Source organism: Sulfitobacter sp. F26204, from assembly GCF_026410305.1.
Classification (GTDB): Bacteria; Pseudomonadota; Alphaproteobacteria; order Rhodobacterales; family Rhodobacteraceae; genus Sulfitobacter.
In genome coordinates, this window is sequence record NZ_JAPMLQ010000005.1 from 117,249 (window position 1) to 142,582 (window position 25,334).

At 54.1% G+C, this 25,334-nt stretch carries 22 protein-coding genes; 8 read left to right on the forward strand and 14 right to left on the reverse strand.

Annotated features, from left to right (window positions below; genetic code table 11):
* Positions 1 to 17: 17 nt before the first annotated feature.
* The 6 genes from maiA to OS190_RS13510 form a co-directional block, all read right to left on the reverse strand.
* Positions 18 to 665 carry a maleylacetoacetate isomerase gene (gene maiA, locus OS190_RS13485; protein WP_267159240.1) on the reverse strand — a complete coding sequence of 216 codons (648 nt, stop codon included), beginning with the start codon at positions 663 to 665 and terminating at the stop codon, positions 18 to 20.
* Positions 662 to 1,357: a fumarylacetoacetate hydrolase family protein gene (locus OS190_RS13490; protein WP_267159241.1), complete on the reverse strand. Its 696-nt coding sequence runs from the start codon at positions 1,355 to 1,357 to the stop codon at positions 662 to 664. Before OS190_RS13490 ends, maiA begins: the two co-directional genes overlap by 4 nt.
* A gap of 49 nt (positions 1,358 to 1,406) precedes the next feature.
* On the reverse strand, positions 1,407 to 4,919 hold the full coding sequence (locus OS190_RS13495) for an indolepyruvate ferredoxin oxidoreductase family protein (protein ID WP_267159242.1): 3,513 nt from the start codon (positions 4,917 to 4,919) through the stop codon (positions 1,407 to 1,409).
* Between the two features lie 109 nt (positions 4,920 to 5,028).
* Positions 5,029 to 6,342, reverse strand: coding sequence for a TRAP transporter large permease (locus OS190_RS13500; RefSeq protein ID WP_267159243.1), 1,314 nt, complete (start codon positions 6,340 to 6,342; stop codon positions 5,029 to 5,031).
* Complete coding sequence (locus OS190_RS13505; RefSeq protein ID WP_267159244.1) at positions 6,342 to 6,860, reverse strand: TRAP transporter small permease; 519 nt, start codon at positions 6,858 to 6,860, stop codon at positions 6,342 to 6,344. The genes OS190_RS13500 and OS190_RS13505 overlap by 1 nt, the downstream gene beginning before the upstream one ends.
* Before the next feature lie 2 nt (positions 6,861 to 6,862).
* Complete coding sequence (locus tag OS190_RS13510) at positions 6,863 to 7,891, reverse strand: TRAP transporter substrate-binding protein (RefSeq protein ID WP_267159245.1); 1,029 nt, start codon at positions 7,889 to 7,891, stop codon at positions 6,863 to 6,865.
* Between the two features lie 475 nt (positions 7,892 to 8,366).
* Between OS190_RS13510 and OS190_RS13515 the strand changes: the two genes are divergently transcribed.
* The 3 genes from OS190_RS13515 to OS190_RS13525 all read left to right on the forward strand — a co-directional run bounded on the left by OS190_RS13515 (position 8,367) and on the right by OS190_RS13525 (position 9,766).
* Positions 8,367 to 8,789, forward strand: coding sequence for an acyl-CoA thioesterase (locus tag OS190_RS13515; RefSeq protein WP_267159246.1), 423 nt, complete (start codon positions 8,367 to 8,369; stop codon positions 8,787 to 8,789).
* 70 nt (positions 8,790 to 8,859) lie between these two features.
* Entirely contained in the window at positions 8,860 to 9,294 is a 435-nt protein-coding gene (locus tag OS190_RS13520; RefSeq protein WP_267159247.1) for a MarR family winged helix-turn-helix transcriptional regulator, read from the forward strand.
* A gap of 97 nt (positions 9,295 to 9,391) precedes the next feature.
* On the forward strand, positions 9,392 to 9,766 hold the full coding sequence (locus OS190_RS13525) for a MarR family winged helix-turn-helix transcriptional regulator (protein ID WP_267159358.1): 375 nt from the start codon (positions 9,392 to 9,394) through the stop codon (positions 9,764 to 9,766).
* A 32-nt stretch (positions 9,767 to 9,798) separates the two neighbouring features.
* Here the strand turns inward: OS190_RS13525 and OS190_RS13530 are convergent, their stop codons facing one another.
* Positions 9,799 to 10,932 (reverse strand): alpha-hydroxy acid oxidase, encoded by a 1,134-nt coding sequence (locus OS190_RS13530; protein WP_267159248.1) that lies wholly within the window; start codon positions 10,930 to 10,932, stop codon positions 9,799 to 9,801.
* Positions 10,933 to 10,956: 24 nt separating this feature from the next.
* The gene (locus tag OS190_RS13535; protein WP_267159249.1) at positions 10,957 to 11,718 is read right to left on the reverse strand and encodes an IclR family transcriptional regulator; all 762 of its coding nucleotides are present in this window, start codon (positions 11,716 to 11,718) and stop codon (positions 10,957 to 10,959) included.
* Positions 11,719 to 11,967: 249 nt separating this feature from the next.
* On the opposite strand from OS190_RS13535, the gene OS190_RS13540 reads away from it, so the two are divergent.
* The 3 genes from OS190_RS13540 to OS190_RS13550 are packed head-to-tail and all read left to right on the forward strand — an operon-like array spanning position 11,968 to position 14,868.
* Entirely contained in the window at positions 11,968 to 13,014 is a 1,047-nt protein-coding gene (locus tag OS190_RS13540) for a TRAP transporter substrate-binding protein (protein ID WP_267159250.1), read from the forward strand.
* An 11-nt stretch (positions 13,015 to 13,025) separates the two neighbouring features.
* Positions 13,026 to 13,571 carry a TRAP transporter small permease gene (locus OS190_RS13545; RefSeq protein WP_267159251.1) on the forward strand — a complete coding sequence of 182 codons (546 nt, stop codon included), beginning with the start codon at positions 13,026 to 13,028 and terminating at the stop codon, positions 13,569 to 13,571.
* Positions 13,561 to 14,868 carry a TRAP transporter large permease gene (locus OS190_RS13550; protein WP_267159252.1) on the forward strand — a complete coding sequence of 436 codons (1,308 nt, stop codon included), beginning with the start codon at positions 13,561 to 13,563 and terminating at the stop codon, positions 14,866 to 14,868. Before OS190_RS13545 ends, OS190_RS13550 begins: the two co-directional genes overlap by 11 nt.
* Before the next feature lie 143 nt (positions 14,869 to 15,011).
* Here OS190_RS13550 and xylA read toward each other — a convergent pair whose 3' ends face one another.
* From xylA to xylF, 5 genes are all read right to left on the reverse strand, one after another.
* Positions 15,012 to 16,307, reverse strand: coding sequence for a xylose isomerase (gene xylA / locus OS190_RS13555; RefSeq protein ID WP_267159253.1), 1,296 nt, complete (start codon positions 16,305 to 16,307; stop codon positions 15,012 to 15,014).
* A gap of 22 nt (positions 16,308 to 16,329) precedes the next feature.
* Positions 16,330 to 17,763, reverse strand: coding sequence for a xylulokinase (xylB, locus tag OS190_RS13560; RefSeq protein WP_267159254.1), 1,434 nt, complete (start codon positions 17,761 to 17,763; stop codon positions 16,330 to 16,332).
* Positions 17,763 to 18,512 (reverse strand): ATP-binding cassette domain-containing protein, encoded by a 750-nt coding sequence (locus tag OS190_RS13565; RefSeq protein WP_267159255.1) that lies wholly within the window; start codon positions 18,510 to 18,512, stop codon positions 17,763 to 17,765. Before OS190_RS13565 ends, xylB begins: the two co-directional genes overlap by 1 nt.
* Positions 18,512 to 19,807: a sugar ABC transporter permease gene (locus OS190_RS13570; RefSeq protein ID WP_267159256.1), complete on the reverse strand. Its 1,296-nt coding sequence runs from the start codon at positions 19,805 to 19,807 to the stop codon at positions 18,512 to 18,514. The genes OS190_RS13565 and OS190_RS13570 overlap by 1 nt, the downstream gene beginning before the upstream one ends.
* A gap of 155 nt (positions 19,808 to 19,962) precedes the next feature.
* Positions 19,963 to 20,997: a D-xylose ABC transporter substrate-binding protein gene (gene xylF / locus OS190_RS13575; RefSeq protein WP_267159257.1), complete on the reverse strand. Its 1,035-nt coding sequence runs from the start codon at positions 20,995 to 20,997 to the stop codon at positions 19,963 to 19,965.
* A 226-nt stretch (positions 20,998 to 21,223) separates the two neighbouring features.
* On the opposite strand from xylF, the gene OS190_RS13580 reads away from it, so the two are divergent.
* Together OS190_RS13580 and OS190_RS13585 are read left to right on the forward strand one after the other, a co-directional pair.
* Entirely contained in the window at positions 21,224 to 22,486 is a 1,263-nt protein-coding gene (locus OS190_RS13580; RefSeq protein ID WP_267159258.1) for an ROK family protein, read from the forward strand.
* On the forward strand, positions 22,483 to 23,970 hold the full coding sequence (locus OS190_RS13585) for a CRTAC1 family protein (protein ID WP_267159259.1): 1,488 nt from the start codon (positions 22,483 to 22,485) through the stop codon (positions 23,968 to 23,970). Before OS190_RS13580 ends, OS190_RS13585 begins: the two co-directional genes overlap by 4 nt.
* Here the strand turns inward: OS190_RS13585 and OS190_RS13590 are convergent.
* A complete protein-coding gene (locus OS190_RS13590; protein ID WP_416237409.1) occupies positions 23,967 to 25,295 on the reverse strand; it encodes a cytochrome-c peroxidase in 1,329 nt (442 codons plus the stop codon). The genes OS190_RS13585 and OS190_RS13590 overlap by 4 nt on opposite strands.
* Positions 25,296 to 25,334: the final 39 nt, after the last annotated feature.

The window sequence follows — 25,334 nt, forward strand, 5'->3', positions numbered from 1 at the left end:
AGTGTACGTTACACGTTTCAGGATGCGTCCGGCTGATTGGGTGGTGCGGCCTGATGAAAAGCAGGCAGCATGTCCAATTCGGTATATATGCGCGCTATCGTCGGCCAGGCGTCGGTTGTTATGTCAAAGCGGCGGTTGTTCCAGACCTGCGCATACAGGCAGATGTCAGCGAGGCCTGGTGTGTCGCCGTGACAATAGCGGCCCGTATCGCGGCTGGTAGCCAGCATTGTCTCCAGCGCATCAAAGGTCAGCGTCACCCAATGGGTAAACCATTCCTTTTGCGCCGCTTCATCCGCATCAAACTGGTCCCCCAACCGGAACAGGACTCTCAGGTTGTTCAGGGGGTGGATTTCGCAGGCGATCATATAGGCCAAAGCTCTGACCCTTGCCCGCCCGTCGGCATCAGTAGGCAAAAGCGGCGGTTCTGGATGGGTTTCCTCCAGCCATTCAATGGTCGCAAGCGATTGTGTCAAAACCGTACCGTCCTCTCGCTCAAGCGACGGCACCAGCCCTTGGGGATTCATGGCAAGATATTCCGGTGTACGCGTCTGGCCCTTGCGCAGGGCATAGGGGACATACTCATAATCCAGCCCCTTGAGGTTCAGTGCCGCACGCAGCCGCGTTGAGGTCGAGGAACGAAAGAAATTGTGCAATTTCAATGTCATTCTTTTGGCCCGATGTAAGTGGTCAGATCACCAAGACCCTCGATTGAGACAACGCAGGTATCACCCTCGACCAGAGGGCCAACCCCGGCGGGTGTTCCGGTCATGATCAGATCACCGGGTCTCAGTTCCATTGAATGGGACAGGGTCGAAATCATCTCGGGTATCGACCAGATCAAGTCTGCAAGATCTGCTTCTTGCTTGACCTCGCCGTTGACCGTCAACTTGATTGTACCTTTGTCTGGGTGGCCGACGGCAGCAACGGGGAATATCGGACCAACAGGCGCGGAACGGTCAAAGCCTTTGCCCAAATCCCAGGGGCGTCCTTGCTCGCGCGCTTTGAGTTGCAGGTCACGGCGGGTCAGATCGTTGCCGACCCCATAGCCCCAGACGTGATCGAGTGATTTTTCTTCTGGTATGTTCTTGCCACCTATGCCGATCACGGCCACCAGTTCGGCCTCGAAATGGAAATTCTCGGTTTGCGGCGGATAGGGGATTGTCGTGCCGTCATCCACGACCGCATCGGCGGGCTTCAGGAAAAAGAACGGCGGATCGCGATCAGGATCTTTACCCATTTCACGGGCATGGGCTGCATAATTGCGGCCGATGCAGAAAATGCGGCGCACTGGAATGCGTTTGTCACTGCCATGAACAGCGACAGTGGAAATCGGGGCGGGGTCGAACACATAGTTCATTTTTTGTAGTCTCCAAGTGTTACAGGCGGTCTCGATGGGCCGCAAAGTTTCAGATCGATTGCAGCAACTCTTCCGCGCGCCTTTTGGCGCGGTCGAGCGACGTGAGTTTGAGTTCTTCATAGCCTCTGATGTTTTCTGGCAGGCGCAGGAGTTCTGTGACGGTGTCAACATTTTCGGGGCAGAGCTGCGCGGCGCATTTGGACAACACATCAGCATACCATTCGACCGCGGCACGTTCTGCGCGCCGACCGTGGTTGTAGCCGAACAGGTCAAACGCCGTGCCTCGCAGGCCGCGCATCCGTGCGAGCAACACCATTACCGGTCGGAACCATGATCCAATCGCGATTTTGCGATCCTTGACAAGCCAGCGCAACGCGGGCGGCTGAAGGTTGTAACTGTAGGATTTGAGCCCCGGGAAGGCGCGGCGCATACGGTCTTCAAAGACCGGATCAGTCAGTAATCGCGCAACTTCGTATTCATCCTTGTAGGCCATGACCTTGTGTAGATTACGTGCCGCAAGCTGCAAAAGTGGTTGACGGGTATCGCCGGTCGTACCTTGCTCTGCACGGCAGAGAGGCATGAGCTGTTCCAGGTATTTTTCGGCGTAGCCTGGATTTTGGTAAAGGATCAGATCCCTTACAAATCCAATGATCAGCGCGCGCGTTTCGTCGCTGTGTATTTCCAGCTTGGCCGTAATCCGCATCACTGCGTCTTCGACATCTGGTGCAACACGTGCTTCAGCTTCGAACGTTCTGTCGGCAAGGGTTCTTGGACCACGCTGCATGAGATCATTCATCGTTGCGGGATCGTTGACCGCCAGACGGCCTGCGCGAAAGGCGAGGATATTCAACGCAGGCGCAGTGGCGGACGTCTTGATGGTTTCCTCGATTGCTTCAGCGGAAATCGGCAGAAAGCCAGATTGATAAGCTGCGCCAACGATGATCATATTGGACAGGATATAGTTGCCAAACAATCCTTCGGCGATGCTTAGCGCGGGTACCGCAGCATATCCATCGCCACGCATTGCGTCTTTGATATGTTTCTGCATGCCCGCTTGATCGGGCAGAAAATACACATCCCGTGCCATTTCTCCCGTCGGCAGCATCTCGGCATTGACTGCAGCAACGGTCCTTGCGGGGTCGCAGACGGCCATGTTTGCAGGATTTGTGCCCGCAACCATGTCGAGTGCCAGGTAAAGATCTGCCTGGCCGTGGGACACCTTGTTGCTCAGGATTTCTTCTTCTGGTTTGGCAAGGATGAGGCTCGATAAAACAGCGCCCCATTTCTGCGCGGCACCTGATTGATCATAGGTTTTGACGTTCAGACCGTCCTTGACCGCCGCCCGCGCCAGCATTGCATTCAACGAAAGCACCCCAGTACCACCAACGCCGGGAATATAGATCGAAAAGGGACCCTCAAGGTTGGGCAGAACCGGTTCCGGGAATACCTCTGGCAGCGCGGGTGGAGAGACCTTGCCGGGGCCGCCGCCTTCGTCGACGTGGATGGAGATGAATGAGGGACAATCGCCCGCAATACAGGCGGTATCCTGATTGCAGGAAGATTGGTGGATCTGGGTTTTGCGCCCAAAAGGTGTTTCAACCTTTTGCAGTGACATGCAGTTGGCTTTCTGACCGCAATCGCCGCAGTTTTCACAGACATCTTCATTGACGATGGTAAAGGTCCTGGGCTTGGCCAGTTTGCCACGCTTTTGCCGTCGCCGCCGTTCGTTGGCACATTCACCGTCATAAATAAGGACGGTCACACCCCTGGTCTTTTCCAACTCAAGCAGTCTTGCGGGGATGGCATCTGGACCGATCAGCGACACAATCGCAGGCAGGCCCGTGCCGCGATAGGCATGTGGTGTCTTGGTTGCCAGGACGATCTTCTTGACGCCGTCGACCTCCAATTTGCGGCACATGTTCTGAATGCTGTTGTGGTCGGAATATTCCTGTCCACCGGTGTTTGCGATCACACCATTGTACAGGATCCGAAAGGTCATTGTCTGGTCCGTGGCCACGGCATAGCGGATGTTCTGATGGCTTGCGTGGTAATACGACCCGTCGCCTACGTTTTGCACCATGTGTTTTTTGGTGGTGTAGTGTGACAGGCCAATCCAGGGCAAACCTTCGCCACCGTATTGTGTCATGGCTTCAATACGTTTTTCGGGTTGTTCCATTATCGCAGCAAAGACGTGGCAACCGGGTGCGCCCCATGCAATCTGTCCTTCGCCCAATCTGGTTGAACGGTTATGCGGACATCCCGAACAATAGTTTGGGGTTCGATTGGCAAATCTTGGCGCGCTGGCCGGTTTCAATTGCGGTACAGGCGTGGCTTTACCCCTTGGGGCAGGTGTTCCAACTTCCAGAACACGGGCAAGACGGTCGGATACGACATCCACATCCATGCCCCCTTCAATAGGGAACAGCCGCGCGCCGTCGAGATCACGTTTGCCGATAATTTTTGCTTTGCAGTGGCCGGCGATAGCCTTGGCCACCTGACGTTCCAGGAAATCGCGCTTTTCCTCGATGACGATAACCAGATCCAGCCCTTCGGCGAAGGTCCGGAAAAAGTTTTCGTCGAGAGGGGTCAACAGACCTACCTTGGCCATGCGGATGCCCCTTTTGGCGCGTGTTGCAGTGTCTAGACCCAGATTGGCCAATGCTGCACGAGTATCGGAAAAGGATTTGCCAGCGGCGATAATCCCGATCTTGTCCGTACCGGAGATTTCGACGATCTGGTTAAGGTCATTGGCACGCGCATAGCCCAGAACCGCTTCGTGGCGTTCGTTGTAGAGTTTGGCCTCAGTGCCCACATTCACTACGGGGAAGAAATTGAAATCGGTCGATTTTGCAAAGTCGCGCCCCTCGACTTTGAAGCCTTGCGGCAGGACCGGTACAGCGAGCTGGTCCAAATCAACTACTTCGCCGCCGTCACACAGGGGCGCGACAAGCTTCATCGCCACCCAACAACCGCTGAAACGGGACATTGCGGCGGCGTGCAATCCAAAGTCGAGAAACTCGGCCACTGATCCAGGGTACAGCACTGGAATGCCGCTATGCTCGAACCCGAATTCCTGTTGATAGGGAACGCTCGAGGATTTCGCTTCATGGTCTTCCCCGCTCAGGATGATGACGGCACCATGCTTGCTGGTTCCTGCAAAATTGCCGTGTTTGAATGCATCGCCCGAGCGATCGGCACCCGGTCCTTTTCCGTACCAGATCCCCAGGACTCCATCGGTGTCATCGGCTTCGAAATTGTCAAGCATCTGAGTGCCCAAAAGCGATGTGGCGGCAAGTTCTTCGTTTTGTGCAGGGTGGTGAATGATGTCATATTGCGCGATCTTGGCGCGGTGTAACGCCATGTCGTAACCGCCCATGGGTGATCCGGGGTAACCGGTGATGAACCCCTTGGTTCGCAGACCGTTGGCCTTGTCGCGGCGCAGCTGTTCGATGGGCAGGCGCACAAGGGCATCGTTGCCGGTTAGAAACTGCCGGTTTTCTTTCTTCGTGGTCGTGCTGACCCGCTCCGCATCGGTCTGGTTTACCCTGTCCGCTTTTGTCACAACACTGCTCCTTGAATGGTTGCTGGATGCCGACCGTCAAAAACCCGAGCATCGCTGCTGCAGAACCATCTTGTTTGTCTCAATCTCGCCCCTGCCATCGCCCTGTTCTTCACATCATGTTCGGTAAGAAGAGCACCAGACCGGAGAAGGTAAGGAGGAGGATCAGGCGGAAAATGTCGGCGATCCAAAATGGGGTGACACCTTTGAAAATTGTTGCTGTCGACACATCCGGGACAACACCTTTCAAGACGAAAACGTTCAGCCCCACGGGCGGTGTGATCAGGCTGATTTCCGTGACAACAACAACAATAATTCCGAACCAGACAGGATCGAACCCCAGGGATGTCACCAGCGGGAAGAAGATCGGCACCGTCAAAAGCAACATAGAAAGGCTTTCGAATACACAGCCGAGAACGATGTAGATGGCGATAATGACCAACATGACCGTCATGGGCGAGGCCCCTACGCTGAGCACAAAGGCGCGCAGGGCTTCAGGCAATCCTGCGAGATTGACAAAATTCGAAAACATCCAGGCACCGATCAGGACCGCGAAAAGACCCGCCGAGGTAACCGCAGTTTCAAGCAAGGCCTCATTGATGGAGGCAAGGTTCAGGGCGCGGCGAGCGAGCGCAATGAGAAAAGCACCCGCAGCACCCATACCCGCCGCCTCGGTCGGGGAGAATGTCAAATGGATCGGGTAAAAGTCGAAGGCACCATAGAGCCCGCCGATCACTACAAAGAACAACGCAAGAACCATCCAGATGTCGCGCAATGCGGTTAATCGATCCGCCCAAGTGCTGCGTTCACCCGCAGGGCCTGTTTCAGGCTTGGTTCGTACCGTGTATTGAACCGCCAGCAGATAGAAAAGAACCCCGATGAGGCCTGGAATGATCCCGGCGATAAACAGTTTGCCGATGCTGGTTCCCGTAAGCAGACCATAAATCACCAGAATAACACTGGGAGGAATGAGAATGCCCAGTGTGCCACCTGCTGCAATGGATGCGGTCGACAGGCTGTCAGCATAGCCCATGCGCCGCATTTCGGGCATCGCCACCTTTGACATGGTGGCTGCCGTTGCCAAGGACGATCCACAGATGGCAGAAAAGCCCGCACAGGCCGTGATTGTCGTCATGGCGAGCCCACCGCGCATATGGCCGAGAAAAACATAAGCGGCACGGTATAGCTCCCGTGACAACCCGCCCTTGTTCACAAACAGGCCCATCAAGATGAACAGAGGGACAACCGACAACCCGTAATCCTGCGAAGTGTCGATGATCAAGCGCCCAGTCAGCGATAGGGATGCTTTCAAATTGATCATGTAGGCGGTGCCAAAGAACCCCACAATCCCCATCGAAAAGGCAATCGGGATGCGCAAAAAGGAAAGTGCCAGGACCATGAAAAATCCGATAACGGAAATGAGCATCAGAGGGCCTCTTCAGTTTTGGGGGATTTTGCAAAACGTGTGATGATTTGCAAAAAGTAGATGCCGCAGCAAAAGAACAGAGCAATGGAAACAAAGTAGATCAGGTAATACTGAGGTATGTTCAATATTTCGGTCACTTCATTGTAACTCTTGCTGCGTGTGCCAATTGTCCAAACGCGGTAGGCCGGGAAAGCCAGCGCAACGATGCAGATCAGATCGACAAGGAAATCGCGAAGGAACGCGCCGCGGGTGCTGAAGAACCCGTCGAACAAGTCGACGACGATATGGTTGCCCTTCAAAGTAGCCATAGGCAAAGCGGCAAAAACAATGACAGCCATTGCCATTTCCGTCAGTTCTGCGGAGTAGCTCAAAGGCGCAGAAAATACGCTGCGCGAGATCACATCAATGAAGGTCAGTACCATCATGAAGAACAGCGCGACCCCGGCGATAAATGCGGGACCGATGGCAAGCCTGTTGGCCAGACTCGCCACCCGCGAAACATGCGTTAGCGTTTTCATGTTTATTTTTCTGCATTCAAACGTTTGAATTCCGCTTGGAAGAATTCATATGCAGCAGCAGCGTCGATGCCCTTTTCACTGATGTCAGCGATGACTTCGTCGATGATCACTTTGCTTTTATCGGCCCAGATTGCCTGATCCGCTTCGGTGGCCATTGTCAGGGTATTCCCTGCACCGTCTAAAGCCGCCAGTGCTTCTGCGTCGAATTCATCCCAAAGTGCACCTGCGATGCGAGAAAGTTCTTCCCCAAAAAGTTCATCCAACGCTGCCTGATCCGCTTTGCTGAGGGAGTCGAACTTGTCCTGGTTCATTACCGTCGCAATTGACGTACGGTAGAACCCGCTTGGCATGGCGTAGGAATGTTCGGCAACCTCTGTCAAACGAAAGCCCAGCTTGGATTCCATTGGCATCAAAACGCCATCTGCCGCATTTGAATCCAAGGTTTCATAAACGCGTGGTGCAGGGACATTGATGGATGATGCACCAAGGGCCTCTCCTACCTTCCCGGCAACGCCACCACCAATACGAAGTTTCATGCCCGCGATCTGGTCCAGCGTCTCCACCTTGGTAGATGAATGCAACATGCCATCGCCATGGGAGTAAAGCGCCAATACCTTGAGGTCGCGATGTTCGTTTGCCTGTTGGAAAAACTTTTCGAATGTCCGCCAGTATGCGACGGAAAAGGCTTCGGTGTCGCCACCAAACCCGGGCAATTCGGCCATGGTTGCAGAAGGAAAGCGACCAGCGGTATAATTATGAACGACCCAGGCAATATCCGCGACACCATCCGAAATGATGTCTGCCTGAGCGGGCGGAGGAGCAAGATTGTATTTGATTTCGGCGGTCACCCGACCTTCCGTTGCCTTTTCGATGCGGCTGATCAGGTCGGGCCACATTTTGGCGTTCACCCCATGTGTGGGTGGTGCCCATGATGAAATCGTCAGTGTCGTTTCCTGAGCATTGGCAGCGGTAAAGCATAGCGCTGCAGCAGCGGCGGCCACGACCACCTTCAATTTGTTTGCCTTCATCATTTTTCTCTCTCCTGTTTGTTGGGTTGGCCTTTGATCCTATCAAGGCCACTGCAACGGAATTCCTTGGATTCGTGTTTTGATTCATGCACTTACTTCCAAGTGCATTCTTGAAAACTATATCCTCATTTTCTTACCCTTTGCGCGAATCGTCGCCGTTGGTATGCATTTCGCAATTTACTTTACATATAAAACTATGATTTACCATAGATATATTTCCAGCAATCCCGTTGGGTTCTGCGTCAACCTTTCGGAGGTGCGTGAGGGCGACAGGCTCACCGCTCTGCAAAAGTCGGTCGTGGAATAAAGCAAGGCGACGAAGCCTGACGCCACATGGCATCGGGAACACTGCTTTGCCTGTGCGCATAAATGAAGGGGCGCCGGCGGCACCCAGGCAAAAGCAAGAGGAACCAAGCCAGTGAAAACGTCAGCACAATCTGCTTCTTTGTATCCAGCCCCTAAGACCAAAGCGGATTTCTTGAAGAATGCCTGGTCGCGCTCTGTAATCTTCCGACACGGCCAATGTGATCCGGCAGGCATTGTTTACACACCGGAATTCTTCAACGTCTTCAATCAAGTGATCGAAGCATTTTTTTGCGAGCGCCTTGGCATCAACTATTATGACATCCTGGGTCGCCGGCGCACCGGATTGGGATATGTCCAGACAAGTGCAACTTTTTTTACCCCCTGCATGATGGGGGAAGAAGTTGAGGTTTTTGTTTCGGTTGGCAGGGTCGGCCGCAAATCCTACCAGTTGGAGCTTTGCGCGATGAAAGGTGACACCGAAGCCCTTAGGGGGGATTTCACAATTGTTACGACATCGCTTGAGACCCACCAATCCATCGAGATCCCGCATGACATCAAAGACGCATTGTTAGCCTATGCAACATCAAATATATAGCGGCAAAACTTCACATAAAATCGAGGATTTGAATATTAAATCTCCGCCCGACGATCAACGCACACGGGAAATGCGGTTTTGGCTTAGCTTGCTGCGCGTTCATAACACCATTTTTCCCGAGTTGAACAGAAACCTGCGCGAAAACGCTGGCATCGGTCTTGCAAAGGTTGACCTGTTGGCCCAGCTGGCGCGACATCGTGACGGGATCAGCATGAGTGATCTTTCCACAGCGCTCAAGGTAACGAACGGGAATGTTTCCGGGCTGGTGAACCGTCTGGTCAAAGATGGTTTGGTTCGCAAGGAAATGTCTACATCGGATCGTCGGTCTTTTACTGCGAAGCTGACCAACGAAGGGTTGGAGACCTTTCAGGCGGCAATGGAAATTCATCAAGTCACCTTGGCCAAATTGATGGCAGATGTTGAAAAAGACGTGGTGATAGAGGCCACAGAGCCGCTTAGAAAACTTGCAGGAAAACTCAAACTGAAAGGCCAAAAAGTTGAATAATTGCGATTTGGAGCCTGTTGCTCTTCCGTTTTCTTCACCTGAAGAGTTGGAACAGTACATTCCTTATCTGATTGCGAGACTCGCGCATCGTTGGCGATTGAATCAGGATGAAAGGCTTTACCCCCTCGACATCAAAGGCACGAACATGCGGCTTCTTTCCTGTCTCTCTGCATTTGGCGAACTGACAATAGGCGAATTGTCGATCCTGGCTGTAACAGAGCAATCTTCTGTCAGCCGGGCGGTCGAACAATTGGTGGTCGCAGGGTTGGCAGAACGCAACATCAGTAAACAGGATCAACGGATGCGGACGGTTTCTCTCTCGACGAAGGGTGTAGCAAAGCTGAACGAAGTTGCAGCGGTCATAAACCCGCTTTATGGCGCGCTCACCGAAAAGATTGATCGGCGTGATTTACGGACCTGCATTTCCGTCTTGCAACAGATGATGTCGCAGACGCGGGAGAACAAGATCTGAACAGCTTTCACAGGGTGGCTGCGCGTCACAATCTACAGGGCCATATCATTCGCCATGACTTGCGACAGCTCCGCCATGGAAACACCGGTCAAGGCCAAGGTATTTTTCAGTTCGGCAATGAGAAGATCTATAAGCTGCGCAATATATTTTTCCCCGTTTGCCGCGGCATAAACAAAGGGCCGGCCAAGCAGCACGAAATCCGCACCAAGCGCGAGACATTTTGCAATATCGTCGCCGGACCGAAGTCCACCATCGACAATAATGGTCAGTTTTTTGCCGGCACTTTTACGACAGGCGGCAAGCACCTCGATCGGTGACACTGCGCTATCAAGCTGGCGTCCGCCATGATTTGATAGAATGACGCCGTCAACGCCCAGCTCATTGCAGCGCATGACATCCTTGGGATGAAGCACACCTTTGACAACCAATTGTCCTTTCCAGGTATCTCGTAGTTTTGCGACCTCCGCCCATGTGAGCGACGGAGCGCTGAGTAATTTCATTGTTTCGGCAAAGCTTCTTTGGGTCCTGCCGTGCAGGCCAGCGAGGTTGGCAAGTTCCGGAGCGCCTGCAATGGCACGTTCAAGGGCCCAGCGTGGACGCATCGCAAGTTGGCCAACCGTTTTGGTCGTAAGGCGAGGGGGGATTTGCAAGCCGTTTCGCAGGTCGCGCAATCGGCGGCCCGGCACGGGTGTATCCACGGTAAGAACCAAGGTCTGACATCCTACAGCGCGAGATCGTTCGATCAACTCTTGGTTCAAGGACTGCAGTTGGGTCGGATAATATTGAAACCAGAAATTCTTCCCAGCAACCTTGGCGACCTCTTCGATGGATTGTGTTGCTGCGGTGCTGAGTATCATCGGAATGTCAGAAGCACGCGCAGCGCGGGCAAGCATGATCTCGGCTCCATTGCGTACCAATCCCAACATCCCAATTGGCGCGATGCCAAAGGGTGCTGCATAGCTCCTGCCCAGCAGGCTGACAGATGTCGATTGGTCTGTGTTGCCGCTCAACATCCTTGGCACAAAGCGGATGGTTTTGAGCACGGCGGCATTATTGCGCAGGGCATTTTCCTGACCTGATCCGCCATGGACAAAGTCGAACACAAATCTTGGCAGACGTTTTCGCGCTGCGAGCTCCAAATCTTGCGCTTCAATGATGCCGCTCATCCAAACCCCCGGATCGTGACCACATCAAACCATCGGGTCAGACAATTTTTGGACGGCGCCCAATAGCTTTTTGAGGTTGCCCTGCTCTGGTGCGAAAAAATCGGGATTGGTGGAAAGGAAGGACAGGGTGCATTGAATGTTTCCGTCAATCCCCGACACCGGAAAGGCAACAGCATTCAAACCAGGTATCAAGCCACCTATCGTTTCACCATATCCCTGTTTGCGCGTCTGGGTACAAATTTCGTTGACGCTGGCGTCGCTGAGGTCAAGTGAGCGCATTTCTTGTTCAATCAGTGCTTCGGTTGCTTTTCGTGGCAGATAAGCCAGAAAAACCCGCCCCGATGCGGACCGGAGCAAGGGCATCGTAGCGCCTAACCCAACAGTTAGGATGATTGGTGGCCCGCCGTGCTCATTGCGCACCAGCACAGGCCCGCCTTCGCCCCAGACGGCCAGATGGCCGGAGGTCTGGTGTTCAATACACAGTTCGCAAAGGGCTGTTGTTGCGCGGCGAATGAGATCATTTCCACCGATTGCTGCAACGCCAAGGCGTAGCGCCATATGCCCCAGACTATATAGCCCCGACTCCTTGTTCTGGCTGGCAAGCCCCGCAGCGACGAGGCTGGTCATATAACGGTGTGCCTTGGCCGACTGAAGCCCGGCTATTTCGGCGATGTCTTTCAACTGGGCCGGTCGCCGAAGGTCACACATTGCATTCAGAACCGTTGCGGCGACGTCTACCGCCTGGACGCTGCTACGGCGGTTATCTGTTTGCAGGTTCTTGCCCATCGTGTTGCCAACTCTTTGCCTTGCCAAATTGAAACTGAAAAATGATTACGCATTGCGATATACATTACGCAATGCTAGAGGAGATTGCGAGGAGATTCTTCATTGATGGATTTTCAGCCAATGCATCGAATATTAGGTGACCTTGCTATCGGGCACCCGCACCGGCGTCACGCCACATGAACCGGTCTGTTGCATCCCCGCAGCAGCACAATTGAAACCCTATAAAAGGGGCAGAACAGGGAGAGACCCATGACACTCAGAATGAATCGAAGAACCGCGCTGAAAACAGGTGCAGCCAGCTTGGCCGTTGCCGCAATCGCCCGGCCGGCATTTGCCGAGGCAGAAATCAAACTCAAGATGAGCAACTACCTGCCGCCCATGCACGGTTTCACCAAGGATTTCATGGCGCCTTTCGGCGCAGAGCTGACGGAGCGGACAGGTGGCAAGGTTGAGGTCGAGGTTCTGGATGCGACAACTGCATTTGGCAAGATTGATCGCCAGGCAGATCAGGTACGCGCCGGCGTTGTCGACATTGCATTGGGTTTGAACGGTATTCCACGTGACCGCTTTGTAGCGAGCTCGATCATGGAGATGCCTTTCCTTGTGAAAAGCGCCGGCTCCGGTTCCAAAGCGATGTGGGAACTGTACAAAGAAGGTGCCTTTGGCGACGAGTATGACAATTTCCACCTGCTTGGTTTGATGGTCCACAATGGCGGATTGATCCATACCACGGATAAACCGGTCCGGACGCTCGAAGATCTCGCAGGCCTGCGCTTGCGTACGCCAAGCCCGGCGGTTTCCGCCATGCTTGAGAGTCTCGGCGCTTCGCCAGTCGGGATGCCACCTTCGGCGATTTATGAGAACCTGCAAAAAGGTTCCTTGGACGGTGCAATCACCACTTGGGATCTTGTTGGCGCAATCCGTGCAAACGAACTGTTAAAGTACCATACGGATGCGAATGCTTACGCCGCTGGTTTCCACATTGTGATGAACAAGAAAACCTATGCCTCGTTGCCAGATGATGTGCGCGAAGTATTGGACGATATGACGGGTGATGCGCTGGTCGCAAAGATGGGCGATTGGTGGAATGCCTGGGATGCACGCGGCCGCGAAGATGCCATTGCCCGGGGTAATGAGATTATCGCAGTTGATGAAGAAACCCGTGCCGCCTGGAAGGCGAGCCTGGAGCCGATGACAAACAGCTTCCTTGACGGGTTGAAAGACCAAGGCGTTGCCGACCCACACGCAATTTATGCGCGTGCGCAAGAACTGATTGCACAGTTCGACGCGGCGTAGGCAGAGACAGGATGACCCAACCCCAGTTGACTGAACCGGGATCGCCGAAACTTTCGGCGATCCTCTGGATCGAGCGGTTGCTTGAGAGGATCACGATGATCGGTGCAATGTTTGGCATTACCGTGCTCACGATTGCGATCATTGTGGTTGTCGGTGACATTATCTGGCGCAGGATCGGGGGAGGGTCGTTCATTGGTGCCGTAGACCTGACACAACTCAGTGTTGTTGTCGCTGCTTCACTGTCCATCCCCTATGCCTTCATGAAAGGTGCTCATGTAAAGGTCGATCTGCTGGGCAATTTTCTCAGCAAACGGATGCAGGTGTTTCTTGACGTTTGCGCTGCCTTGTTTGGGGCTGTGCTGTTGTCATTTCTTCTCTGGTTGACATGGGGGCGGGCGGTCGAGATCAATACCTATGGCGATGTATCCCAGGATCTTGCGATCCCGATGATCCTGTATTGGAGCGCATTGGTTATCGGTCTGTTTCTCTCAGTTCTGGTGTGTCTGCTGAGTGCAGCCAAACTTCTTGTTGCAAAGGAGCCGATTGATGGCGCTTGAACTGTCTGGCCTCCTGGGTTTCCTCGCGGCACTTGTTCTGGTTTTGCTGAGGGTACCCGTCGCACTGGCCATGGCGGGCATTGGTGTAATTGGTGTCTTGCTTCTCGAAGACTGGACCACCGCAAATTATGTGATGGCCAGCCTGCCTTTCGAAGCGATTGAGCCCTATGGCCTTTCTGTGGTGCCGCTGTTCATTTTCATGGGAGTCTTTGCCAGCTATTCGGGCCTTTCCGAAAACCTGTTTAAAGGGATCGTTGCCTTTGCCGGTCACCGTCCCGGCGGTCTTGCCTCAGCGACCATCGGTGCCTGCGCAGTTTTTGGCGCGATCAGCGGCTCTTCCTTGGCCACCTGTGCGACCATGGGGCGAGTCGCCTTGCCAGAGATGGCAAGCCGGCATTATTCTGATAGCCTCGCGGGTGCCGCCGTTGCTGCAGGCGGAACGCTTGGCGTGCTTATTCCACCTTCGATCCTTTTGGTGATCTATGCATTGATGACCGAGCAATCCATCGGTGCGCTGTTCGCAGGAGCCATGATTCCTGGCATCATGGCTGCGTTACTCTATGTTCTATCGATCCGCTTGCAGGTGTGGCGCAAGCCGGAACTCGGCCCGAAAACCGAACGTATCGCCTGGGCGAAACGCGGGCCTTATCTGCTGCAAATGTGGGACGCAGTCGCACTGATTGTTCTGGTAATCGGCGGTATTTATGCCGGCATTTTCTCGCCGACCGAAGCTGCCGCTGTCGGTGCTGGTGGTGCTGTGCTCTTCACCGCGCTGCGCGGGAGATTGACGCTGGATGTCCTGCGTCGAGGTATGCTTGAGACCGCATCCATGACGGGAATGATTTTCCTTATCCTGATCGGAGCAGCGTTATTCAATTTTTTCATTGAAGCAAGTGGCATGACGCAGGCCTTGGTCGATTGGATCACAACTCAGGGCTTTGCCCCGATAAGTGTTATTCTGATCTTGCTCCTGTTCTACCTGGTCTTGGGCTGTTTTATGGACAGTCTGTCTATGATCCTGCTGACAGTTGTCCCTGCATTCACCGTTGTAACGGGTCTTGGCTATGATCCGGTCTGGTTTGGGGTCCTCCTGGTTTCGGTGGTGGAAATCGGACTGATAACGCCACCTATCGGCATGAACCTCTTTGTTATCCAGGGTGTTTCGCCAACCTTGACCATAGGAAAGGTTTCACGCGGCATCCTACCCTTTATCGCGGCTGATGCGGTGCGTGTTGTCTTGATCCTGTTCCTGCCTGCATTGGTCGTATGGCTTCCAAACTGGCTTGGCCTTGGTTAAGGTCTTGATCGAGAAATGGAAATGCACAGTATCGTTCCGGGCCGATGTCGTGAGCAGATCTGTTTAACCCAATGAGTGCTTTGTTTGATCAGAGAAAATGGAAACATTGACAGCCTGTAGGAAAGAGGAAGATTGCCTCTTTGCTACACATATCTGTTGACGATGTTTTCGAGGATCTCTTGTCGTCCGGACCGCGGTTGCGGGCCGGGACCATCAACATCAACAAGTTTCGCGACGCTTTCTAAATCCATTGATAACATCTTTGCGGCTTCGGGTGTTTTCCAGCCGGCGTAGCGTTTGCCGCGCTCCGCTTCGAGAAGGCCATCTTCCAGCATTGCGGCGGCCGCCTTGAAACCTCTGGCGCAAACGTCCATTGCTCCTGCATGGGCGGCAATCAGATCATTCGGATCCAGGGACTGACGCCGTAGTTTGGCATCAAAGTTTGTGCCGCCCTTGGTAAAACCTCCGCCCTTGAGAATTTCGTAATAAGCCAGTGCCACCTCAGGTACATTATTGGGGAACTGATCCGTGTCCCAACCCGACTGATAATCATTACGGTTCATGTCGATAGACCCGAAGATTCCCAGGGTATTAGCCAAGGCTATTTCATGTTCGAAACTATGGCCCGCAAGAATGGCATGACCCTGTTCGATATTGACCTGTACTTCGTTTTCCAACCCGTACCTTTTTAGGAAACCATAAACGGTTGCCACGTCGTAATCATATTGGTGTTTGGTCGGTTCCTGCGGCTTAGGCTCGATCAAGATCGCCCCTTTGAAGCCGATCTTGTGCTTGTATTCTACCACTTTGTTGAGAAAACGGCCCATGTGTTCCGTTTCCTGTGCAAGATCGGTGTTCAAGAGGGTTTCATATCCTTCGCGACCACCCCAGAGCACGTAATTCTCGCCACCCAAGGCATGTGTTGCATCCATACAAAGCTTTACCGTTGCTGCCGACCATGCAAAGATTTCGGGGTCAGGATTGGATGCTGCACCTGACATGAAACGGCGATTGGAAAACAGATTTGCAGTGCCCCACAACAGACGGGTTTTGTGGTTTTCCATTTTTGATGCGAAAATATCAGTGATTTCACGGAAGTTGCGTTCGCTTTCAGCAAAACTGGCTCCTTCAGGCCGGATATCGGCATCATGGAAACAGAAAAACGGCGCATTCAGAATGTCGAACATTTCGAATGCGATGTCCGCCTTGAGGCGGGCGTCCTTCATGGTCTCGCCAAACCAGGGGCGTTCAAAGGTCTGCCCACCAAAGGGATCACCACCGGGCCAGGCAAAGCTGTGCCAATAAGCTACGGCAAACCGCAAATGATCCTCCATCCGTTTTCCCAGAACGATCTCGTCCGGATTGTAGTGACGAAAGGCAATGCCATCGGCATTTGGATCAAAAGTCAGAGGGGCAAGGTCGGAAAAAAAATGGCTCATGGAAAGGGTTCCTTGGAGTAGGTCAGAGGTCTTTGACGACCGAGTAAGCAGATTGGTAACGATGGTGCGCCTCGGCAAACGCCTGTTTCAGAGTCTGATTAGGTTCGAAACTGGATGCGATCGGTGGCATCGTAGCGATGCTTTGGTCGGCTCCGATTGTTGCCATCATGGCCAATCGGGCAGCGCCCAGAGCCGCGCCGAATTCACCTGCGGCAGGGCGATGTAGTTCAATGTCCAGTACGGTCGCCAATACCTGTAACCAATAATCGGATTTTGCACCGCCACCAAGCGCGAGCGCACTTTGGAGTCGGGTGCCTGTACCGACCAGAGCATCGCGGCAATCGGCAAAGGCATATGCAACACCTTCAAGAACAGCGCGTGTCGCAGCGGCAGCGTCAGTTGCGTGATCCAGATGAAGAAACTGCCCTCTGATTTGTGCATTGTTATGCGGTGTGCGTTCGCCGCCCAAGTAGGGTAAAAACAGGGTTGGTGCAGGCGCTTTTAGCGCACCAAGATCCTCAGTCAGGGTCATGGTCGTCTGGCCGGTCAATCGCGCCAACCACTCCAAAGCATCGGTCGCAGCCAGAATAACACCCATCTGATGCCATGTATCCGGAACAGCATGGCAAAAGCTGTGAACAGCGCTGGCAGGAGAGGGGCGATAGGCATTATTCGCGGCAAACAGCACCCCGGAAGTACCAAGTGATAGGAAAGCAGTGCCGTCATCGATCACTCCAGCACCGATTGCCGCGGCGGCGTTGTCCCCTGCACCCCCGGCGACTGTGACATTATCCGCACCCAGGATTGCGGCAAGAGCAGGACGCAGCTTGCCTGAAGGTGCAGAGCCTTCGACAAGGGCGGGCATATGGGCACGGGTCAGGTGACAGACATCCAGCAAGGCCTCAGACCAGTCCCGCTTGCCCGTATCAAGCCAGGCAGTCCCAGCAGCGTCAGACATTTCCGAGACGCTTTCGCCAGTCAGGAACAGACGTAATGCATCTTTTGGCAATAGAATTTTTGTTGCCCGGTCAAAAATATCGGGTTCGTTCCTGCGCAGCCATTCAACCTTTGGTGCCGTGAAACCCGGAAAAACGATGTTTCCGGTTGTCTGTCTGAACAATGCGGTGTTGTCCATTTCATCGGCCTCAACATAACTACGGGTATCATTCCACAACATGCAGGGCCGCAAAGGCACGTCCTGAGCATCAAAGAGGGTGGCGCCGTGCATATGGCCCGACAGGCCGATCCCAGTGACGGTGCGGCAGTCAGTGATCGCGGCCAAGGCATTCAGGGCATTCTCGGCCGCATCGAACCAACTGGCAGGATCCTGTTCGGACCAACCATCATGTGGGCGTTGAACTGTCAGGGGAACAGTATGTTCAGCCAGAATGTTCTGTTCATCATTGATCAGGATCGCTTTGAGCGAAGAAGTACCCAGATCGAGACCGATAAACATCAGGCTGCCACTTTCGGGTTCTTGCCAAGAATGATCATTGACAGGATGTCGTCTTCGGTCACGTCTGCGACGCGTTCGGTGCCTACCATTCTGCCGTTTTTCATCACCGAAACACGATCACACAGATCCATCATTTCGCGTGTGTCGTGAGAGATCAGGAATATGCCGAGCCCCTGGTTTTTTAATTCCTGGATTAGTTCGGCAACCATGGCGGTTTCATGTACACCCAATGCGGCTGTCGGTTCATCCATGATCAGGATCTTGGCGTTAAAATAAACTGCGCGGGCAATGGCGACTGATTGGCGCTGGCCGCCCGAAAGCGCCGAGACAGGCACTTTCAATTTCTTGAAATTCGGGTTGAGGCGGGACATGATCTTACGGGTCTCGGCCTCCATCCGGTCATCATCTACAAACCCGAGGGTTGTCGTAAGTTCGCGGCCTAGAAACAGATTGGAGGCAGCGTCCAGGTTATCGGCGAGGGCAAGCGTTTGGTATATTGTCTCGATATTATGGTTGCGGGCATCGCGGGGGCTAGTGATGGAAACCTTCTTGCCGTTGATCAGAATCTCGCCGCTGTCCATCTTGTAGGCTCCAGACAGCATTTTGATCAGGGTCGACTTGCCTGCACCGTTATGACCCAACAGACCGACAACTTCGCCTGCGTAGAGACTGATGCTCACGTTATCGACCGCCTGTACACCGCCAAAGGCTATTGAGACATTTCTCATTTCGACAAGGGGCGTTTCCATTATTTTGCTCCTGTGCGTTTGCGATATTGAATGTCGATAAACACCGCAAAAACCAATACGGCACCGACAACGATGTTTTGTAGCGGGGCATCAACGCCAACCATGGCCATGCCCGATTGTAAGGATTGCATTATGAGTGCTCCGAGGATTGCGCCGTAAATGGTGCCGATCCCGCCAGAGAGCGCGGTGCCGCCAATCACCGCGGCGGCAATGACACGCAATTCATCCAGGGTGCCCAGATCGTTAGAGTGGTTGGCCAACCGTGACGAGGCCACTACCGCCGAGATGGCGCATAGGGCACCCATGAGTGAAAATATTTTCACGGTTAACATTTTCGTGTTGATGCCTGACAATTCAGCGGCATCAGGATTGCCACCGGTAGCAAAAATGTAGCGACCAAACCGGGTGCGTCGTGCGATAATTGTCATGATGATCGCAATGGCGACGAGCAAAAGAACCGAGATGGGCAAGCCGTAGACAGGCGTGCAACCCTCCGCGACTTCGCAACCGAATTTGGAAGGGTCACGGGCGACGACACGTTCGGGGACGGAATAATTTGTTAGAATCGCCACAAAGCCCGCGATAGAGATCGTACAGAAGGCTGCAAGGCTTAGCTCCGCCCACATAGGTTTGACAGGAAAACCATGGGCGATCTTTGTTTGGCGCGCGCGAAAAATCATCAGAAGGCTCGCAAGAATGGCAAGAATACCAAGTCCCCAACTCAATGGACCGCCAAGAGTGCCGTTGATGCCACCGAAGGTCATAAATGTCTTGTCGAGCGGCCCTATGGTTTGGCCGCTGGTTTGATACCAACCGACATTGCGCCAGATCAGAAAGCCGCCAAGTGTGACGATAAAGGCGGGAATGCCCTGATAGCCGATCAGCCAACCATTGAAGGCACCGATTGCACTACCAAGGATCAATCCCGCTCCAATGGCGATCCATGGAATGGCCCAATGGCCAATTTCGAACCCCATACCGGGAAGAAAACGCACCTGTGTCATCGCCATGAGCGCCGAACAGGCGGCGAGCACGGCACCAACGGACAAATCGATATGTCGGGTAACGATTACGAACACCATGCCGGTAGCCATGATGGCGACTGATGCTGTCTGGATTGTCAGGTTGAAAATGTTGCGCGGCGTCAGAAACCTGCCATCGGTGAGGATATTGAACACCACAGCGACAAGAATAAAGGCGCCGATCATACCCATCAGGCGCGTGTCTACCTCTAGTGTGGCAAGGAGGCTGCGGCGCGGGGCAGAGGTGGTTGTATCAGAGGTCTGATCAGTCATCGGGCTGGCCTTGCAGTTGTGCACGATAGGATCCCCATAGGAACCAGGGGCGATTGAAATGCAGGAAAGGATTTGGAGAGGCCTGGGGCTGTCTGGTACAGGCTTGGAACCATGGCCGGATAGGGGCGACGCAAATTGGCCGCCCCCTTTTGGCTTTAGTTACAGGGTGCCGGGCCGTCCGAGACACCTTGGCACAGTTTGTCTTGGTCAATCCATCCGGCATCTGTCACGACGGTCAGGTTGTCCTTGGTCACGGGGACCGGGGCGAGGAACTTGGCAGTCAGTTTCGTGCCCGCCGGGGATTCCCAGACAACATGGCCGTCAATTGACGTCAGGTCGCCATCGTTCTTTGACAGAGCCACAGCAATTTCACCCGCGGCCTTGCCCAATTCACGGGCATCTTTCCAAACTGAAACCGTCTGCGTTCCCAGAGCAACGCGGTTCAGGGCCGCATGATCACCATCTTGGCCTGAGACTGGAATACCTTCCATGCCCTGTGCCGTGAGCGCAGCAACGACACCGCCGGCGGTGCCATCGTTGGAGGCTACGACCGCATCAACGCCGTTGTCGTTTGCGGTCAGGATCTGTTCCATATTCCGTTGTGCATTGGCGGGCAGCCAGCCATCGGTATAGGCTTCGTCAACGATTGTGATGTCACCGGCGTCGATTGAAGCCTGCAACACTTCCTGCTGTCCACCGCGCAAAAAGTCAGCGTTCGGATCGGTCGGCGAGCCCTTGATCATGACATAACGACCCTTTGGCGCAGCAGCCAGAACGGCGCGTGCTTGCATGCGACCAACTTCGACGTTGTCAAAAGTCAGATAAAAGGCCCGAGAGTCTTCGATCAGGCGATCATAGCCGACCACGGGGATGCCTTCTGCTGCGGCGGCTTCGACGGCAGGGCCGATTGCTGCGCTGTCCTGCGCGAGGATGATCAAGGCATCAACACCCTGGGCGATCAGGCTTTCTACATCGGAAAGCTGTTTGGCCGAAGACGACTGCGCGTCTGCGGACAAATATGCGGCACCGGCGGCATCGAGTGCACCTTTGATAGCAGCTTCGTCGGTTTTCCAGCGCTCTTCCTGAAAATTGGACCAACTGACCCCGACTGTCAGACTGTGGCCGTCAGCAAATGCGGCGGACGCAAAGCCCGCGACAGCCACGGCAGCTGCTGCAATAAATTTTTTCATGTGTTCCTCCCAGAATCATTTTCCCTCCCAAGGGGGGAGAGAGCCCGAGTCGGTAGCCCGGTTAGGTTAACAATGTCTTATTTATTTCAGTTGTCAAAATAAAAATGACGAGCACTTAGTAATCCGCGAGAAAAATGCTTTCTTTTCGACGAATTTCAGATCAATATCTGCAAGGAACTGGCTTCTTTTGTCATATGCACCGATATTTATTTTAGTTGGGAAACTTATGAGCGGTACAAGCGATTTCGCAGCCGAAACTCAACTTGAGGGCTGTGGCCCCATGCTAGGCAATCAGTCGCACCAACAAAAGCCACTGCGTCAAAGAGTGTTCGAATATGTTCGTGCGCAGGGCAATACTGCCCGTAGTGATATCAGCCGCGCGCTTGAAATCAGTCCAGGTTCGGCGACCACATTGACGGCTGATCTGATCCGCGCAGGGTTGCTGCGCGAAGTGGCAGGGCTTGAGCGTGACAATAGCCGGGGACGCCCGCGAGTCGCGCTTGAGATTGTGCCTCAAGCGGGTTTTGTGATCGGGATCAAACTGGGGGATACAGGACACACAGCGGTTCTGGCTGATTTTACAGGTGCGATGATAAGTAATGCCAGTTTACCTTCCTTGCCCACCAGCCGCCCGGCAACAACGCTGTTGGACGAGGTTGCGAGACTGATTGACATGTTGCTGTCGCAGACCAATACGCCCATGAACAAGGTTAAAGGTATTGGCATTGGTATGGCAGGCCTGATTGATCATGCGCATGGATTGGTACGTTGGTCACCCTTGCTTAACTCCCGTGATCAGGCGTTCGGTGCAGCGGCCGAAGCACGCTTTGGTCGTTCTGTGGTGCTTGAAAATGACGCCAATATGTTGACCTTGGCGGAACTGTGGTTTGGGTCGGGGCGCGCAAAAAGTGACTTTGCCGTTATTACGATTGAAAATGGGGTGGGCATGGGCCTGGTGTTGAACAACAGACTCTATCGCGGCTCATTTGGTATGGGATTGGAGCTGGGTCATACCAAGGTCCAGCTGGATGGTGCCCTTTGCAGATGTGGTGAGCGCGGTTGCCTCGAAGCCTATATTTCAGATTATGCCTTGGTACGGGAGGCGGCAACAGCGTTGAATCTGCCCCTGGATAAGAACATCAGCTTTCAATCCTTGTTAGGGACGCTTTTTGACGAAGCTGCTGCAGGCAATACCGCGGCACAAAAGATATTCCAACGGGCAGGCCGGTTTCTGGCGTTGGGATTGTCAAACGTGGTTCAATTGTTTGATCCGGCCCTGGTTATCCTGTCAGGTGAGCGTATGACCTATGATTTCATGTATGATGGTGATGTTTTACGGGATGTGCAGGCTCTGACGTTATCGCGCGGCGACATGCCTTGTTTGGTAGAAGTGCATCCTCATGCTGATCTGGATTGGGCACGCGGTGCTACCGCGCGCGCCCTCGCACAGGTCACAGACGCCATTTTCAAGACCGAGGCTGCAATATGAGAAATTGGTTCATATTCACGCTTTGCATGCTGGGGCAAATGGCCTTTGCACAGGTTCAGTTTGAGGATCGCTCAGAGGGATTGCCCGAGCATATCTATTCTGGCGGATGGGAACATTTCGTCGGCGGCGGTGTCGCGGTCTTTGATTGTGATGGTGATGCATTGCCAGACCTGTATGCAGCTGGTGGCACGCAACCGGCAAGATTGATGCATAACAATGGGAACTTTGAGTTTGAGGTTGTTGCATCGCCCAGGCTGACCGGGGTGAGTGGTGCCTATCCACTGGATATTGATGCGGACGGGTTCATGGATCTTTTTGTTCTGCGGGTGGGTGCAAATGTCGTTTTGCGCGGCAAGGGTGATTGTCGTTTCGAAAATGCGACGCAGGCCATGGGTTTTGTGGCTGAAGACCGCTGGAGCACGGCCTTTACCGCCTGGTGGAAAGAAGGAGGCGACCGCCCACAAATGGCGGTTGGCAATTATGTCGATCGACTGGACCCCAACGGGCCCTTTGAGGCTTGTGACGACAATACGCTTCTGACGCCTGCTGCGCAGGGGTATGTGAGCAGCCCCCTGTCACCCGGTTATTGTACCTTGTCCCTTCTGGCAGCGCGGGATGCCTGGGGGTTGCACCGGCTGAGGTTTTCCAACGACCGGCATTATTATGTATCCGGCGGAAAAGAACAGATGTGGGACATCGCTGAAAAGCGGTTTCTGACCACTGAAGACGGTTGGCCAGACCTTTCGGTTTGGGGCATGGGCATCGCATCGCGCGACATCACCGGAGATGGCCGTGACGAAATTGTGCTGACTTCAATGGGGGATCAACTTTTGCAACTTGCGAAGAGCGATGGTTATCGCGCTGCACCTTTCGACATTGGCACCTATGCCCACCGCCCCCACATGGGCGGTGACGGGCGACCTTCAACGGGGTGGCATGCGGAATTCGGGGATGTGAATAATGACGGTTTGCCTGATCTGTTCATTGCAAAAGGCAATGTTGACCAGATGCCAGGAATGGCGATGCGTGATCCCAACAACCTGTTGATGCAACAAGCAGGTGGAACCTTTGTTGAAGCCGCCGCCCAAGCAGGCGTTGCGTCGTTGGCCCGGTCACGCGGTGCCGCATTGGCGGATTTCGACAATGACGGAAAGCTCGATCTGCTGGTCATGAACAGGCGTGCACCGATGGAATTGTACCGCAACAAAACACCTGATGCGGGAAACTGGGTCAGGATCAAATTGAAACAGCTTGGTGGAAACCGTGACGCTGTCGGAGCACGGGTGGACCTGTTTGTTGGTGAAAACATTCAATCGATGCAAAAACTGGTCGGCGGTGGGCATGCAGGAGGTCAGGCACTTCCGCTGCATTTCGGTCTGGGGCAGGGCGTTGCAGCGCAGGTGGTTGTCAGATGGCCCGATGGTTCCATCGGTGCCTATCGTGTCCAGGCCGGCGAGACCGCTACGCTTGAGAAAGGCAGTTAATGGCGTGGTACAGGCAAACCGCTGGGTACCGCCGCAGGGATACCAAGCCGTCCACGAATGGCGACGGGATCGGTGAGGGTATCAAGAAATGCCAGAATGTCATCGATGTCTTGCGAGGTGAGCGTGACAGCGGGCGTTGTAACAGAGGCGGCGATGGCATCGACCTGTTCGGGGTCCTGCATCACTGTGAAATCATCACTGGGCAGATCAGGCAAGTGAACATTGGCCGGGTCGAACTCTTGCAAACCTCTCAGGGGATCTGCATGAGCGGCAATGAAATCACGCAGTTCTGCATGGCCGCCTGCATGACCATAGGGCGCCGTCAACACGACATTGCGCAGGGATGGTGTGCGAAATGCAAACATGTCGGCGGGATCACCGGTAACAAGATAGCGCCCCGCGTCACCATGATGGTTTTCGAAAGGGGCGATTTTGCCGGGACCGATCTGGGGCGCACCCATTGCGTGAAAACGGTGGTCGGTCTGGAATGGGCCGCTGTGGCATGTGGCGCAATTGGCAGGTCCGTAAAACAGGTTCATGCCGCGCAAAGCCGCACCGTCAAGTTTGGTTTCACCGCGCAGAACCGCATCAAAAGGAGCAGTATCGGAGCGCCATTCAAACGCCATGAAGGCGGCTATTGCGTTGGAAATGTCGGTAAAGGCAATGTCCGTTCCACTGTTGATATGCGGGTAAAGCGCCCGGAAACGTTGTGCATAGGCAGGCACATCGGCCACCCGCCGCGCAATCAAATCCCAGGCACCGCCCTTGCCGGTGATCAGCCCCTGGCGTACAGCGCGGCCAATTTCGTTTTCGCGAAAACTGCCTGCCATCTCGGCACTGCTCAGCACCGGGAACATGGTCTGGGCCGACAGAACCGACGCAAAACCAGTGACCATATCTGTGTCCATCGGCGTACGAAATCCACCGGGTTGGGCAGGGTCAGCTTGCAGGCGCCCGTCGTGGAACATTGTGGTGAATTCATGGGCTCCCAAATTGAACAGGGCGGGTGCATTGCGCGGAATGCGTTCGTCAGGCATATGCGCTGGGTCGGCATGTCGATCTGGCCCAAGGCCGATGCCACCTTCACCAATTGCCAGCGCCACACCATCAGCGGTGGCAAATTTGGGGTGATGGCATGTTGCGCAGGCGATATTGCGGTTGCCCGACAGGATCGGATCATAAAACAACAATTGGCCCAATGCGGCTTCAGCCGGATCAATGGGGGCAAAGAGATCGTCAGTGATCGGCGCAGGCAGCGGATCGCCCAGAGCAACGCTCATTCCAGCGATCAGAAACAGAACGGGAAACAAAAGGGCATGACGCATGATGTGGTATGAATCCGTAAAACTATGGTCTGTCTTTTT